The following is a 2,477-nucleotide window of genomic DNA, read 5'->3' as shown; positions in this document are numbered from 1 at the left end:
CACGTTGTCGTACCAGCGGATCGGCGACCCGCAGCGCATGCAGGCCGAGCCGGGCCGCACGACCGAGCGCCGCAGCGGCACCCGCGCGGCGACGACGCCGAGGAAGCTGCCGAGCGCCAGGCCGGGCAGGAAGACGAGCGGGAGGACGAGGTCCATCTCGTTCTCGTTATCGACCGCCGGAGCGAGGCGCTTGAGCGGCGGCCGCCGCAGGCCTCAGCCGCCGAACTGGTAGTTCTTCGGCGGGTCGATCCAGAACCCCTGGGGATAGGTCTGGATCGAGATCGGCAGGATCGTGATCGGCGGGAACGTACCCCCGAACTGCTGGCCGGTGATCACCGTCTGCTGGCCCGAGACGAGCGGCCCTTCGGTAGTGGCGCTCTGCCCGGTAACGATCTGGTAGGTGGCGTAGAGGCCGCCCTGGAACGACGTCTGAGAGGGGCCGACGACGATTCCCTGGTTTGGGCCGACGCCGGTCTGCGTCCCCTGGTAGTTCGCCGCGAAGATGAGCATCTTCTTGTTCGGGTCCCAGTTCTTCCAGTCGCAGTCGTTGCCGGCCTGGTTGATGACTGCACACAGCTTCACGCTGTTGATGAAGACCGTGCCGCTGACGTAGATGACGGCCTGACAGTCGCCGTTGTTCGTGCACTGACCGTTGCTTCCCCAGCCGGTGTACTCGATCGGCTTGTTGCCGGCCGTCGTCGCCGTCACGCTGCCGTCGATGAAGATCGTGCCGGCGACGGTGAGCGTATTGGTGTTCGCGTTCCAGGACAGCTCGCCGTTTGCCGTCTTGCACGTGTAGCTCTGCGGCGGCGTGAGGTTGAAGGTTCCCGGCACGCTGCCACCCGGCTGGCCCTCCTGCGGGCCCCAGGTCGTGTCGTTGTCGAACACGGGAGGCGTGCCCGACACCGTCTGACACGGGTGCAGGGGCCCCGGCGAGGAGGCCGTGTACCAGCCGCCGACGGGGTCGCCGGCGCACGAGCCGGGCCCCCAGCAGATCGTCGGCGCGGTGATGAGCTTTCCGGTGGCCGGGTCGATGAAGTCGGACGGCAACCCGAGGGGGTTCCAGCTGCTCGGGTTCTGGACCCAGATGTTCGTATCCGGGCTGTTCTTCGTGACCGGCTCGCTGACGCATGGGTTGACCTGCGTGCCGTTGTTCTGCACCTTGCAGTAGCTGCCGACGTGGGCCGAGTGGACGGGCGCCGCCGAGGAGCCGATCGACGCCTGCTTGTTGTTGACGTAGAGGTAGCCGCCGACGTAGACGGGAGCGTTGACCGTGGCCGAGTTCGCGAGGCAGAGGTTGCCGCCAACGTACAGGGGCACCGTCAGGTTCACGCCCTGCGCGACCGTCGTGTCGCAGCTCGACGTGGGGCCGTAGGGGGAGTAGATGGTGTTCCACACCGCCACGTCGATCTTCTTCGGCGGCGGGCTGTGCACCTGCACCTGCGCGGTCATCGTCTTCACGATCGGTGACGCGGCGGGCCCCGTCGGGTTCGGGACGGTCGCCTGGGCGTGCAGCGTCCACACCATCTGGTTGTCGATCGTTCCCCACCACTTGACCGTGCCGCTGGGGTAGGTGCTCGTGTTCGCGGTCGCGAGCGAGCTCGGCATCAGGCTGGAGTCGATCAGGCAGCACGAGTTCGTCGGGTTGGACAGGATCGAGACGCCGTTGTTGATGCCGGCCTCGGCGAGCGTGCGAGCCACCTGGGCCGCCTTCTGGTAGGCGGCGTTGCGCTGGTTCCCGGCCGTGAAGGTGATCACGGCGCCGAGCGTGATCGCGAGCACGGTCAGCACGAGCAGCGCGAGCACGAGCGACTGGCCGCGCTCGTCGGCGAGGAGGTGGCGGCTTCTCGGGTGGCCGCTCATGCGGGGGTGGCGTTGCGGAGCATGACCGTGTCGGAGAGCGTGTAGACGCCGCCCGGCGTCGAGGGGTCGGTGTCGACGGGGATCGTCACTTGCAGCTGCGGGCGCAGGCCGGAGCCGGTCGCGGCCGGCAGGTAGACGAAGACGGGCTGCGTGGAGCCGACCGAGGCCGTCAGCCAGTCCGCTTCCTGGACGCCGCCCGTTCCGGTGGCGCAGTTCGGGTCGCCGGCCGTCCCGGTCTCGCGGTACAGGCCGTAGTGCACCGGGGTGCCGCCCTCGTTTCGGATGCACCAGGTCACATACGAGACGGGCGTCGGGCTCCAGGTGGCGCTCGAGCTGCTGCAGATGCCGAGCTGCACCGTGTCGCCGCCGACGACCCTGTTCGAGACGCTGGCCGTGCACGCGCCGCGCACGTCGCTGCGCAGGCTCGTCAGGGCGAGGCGCGCGTTCTGCTGGGCCTGGAAGCGGTTGTTCATGTCCACCTCGGCGTGCAGGCTCGAGACGAACAGGCCGATGATCGCGGTCAGGACGAGGGCGAGGATCGTCATGGTGGTCAGCAGCTCGACCAGGGTCATCCCGTCCTCCTGCGCGAGCCGTGCTCGGAGCCGGGCGGCCAC

At 68.6% G+C, this 2,477-nt stretch carries 3 protein-coding genes; all 3 read right to left on the bottom strand.

Features of this window, described 5'->3' with window-relative positions; genetic code table 11:
- Positions 1-156, bottom strand: a 156-nt coding sequence (locus VFA06_RS25965) for a prepilin peptidase (RefSeq protein WP_349260267.1), incomplete at its 3' end; no start/stop codon positions are given.
- A 57-nt stretch (positions 157-213) separates the two neighbouring features.
- A complete protein-coding gene (locus tag VFA06_RS20505) occupies positions 214-1,863 on the bottom strand; it encodes a hypothetical protein (protein WP_324842269.1) in 1,650 nt (549 codons plus the stop codon).
- Positions 1,860-2,477: PilW family protein (locus tag VFA06_RS20500; protein WP_324842268.1), on the bottom strand; the 618-nt coding region annotated here is incomplete at its 5' end. The genes VFA06_RS20505 and VFA06_RS20500, both read right to left, overlap by 4 nt.

It is taken from the genome of Actinocrinis sp. (assembly GCF_035653575.1).
Taxonomy (GTDB): Bacteria; Actinomycetota; Actinomycetes; order Streptomycetales; family Catenulisporaceae; genus Actinocrinis.
Note: the sequence above shows the minus strand (reverse complement) of the source record. Positions and strands in the feature narration are given on the sequence as shown.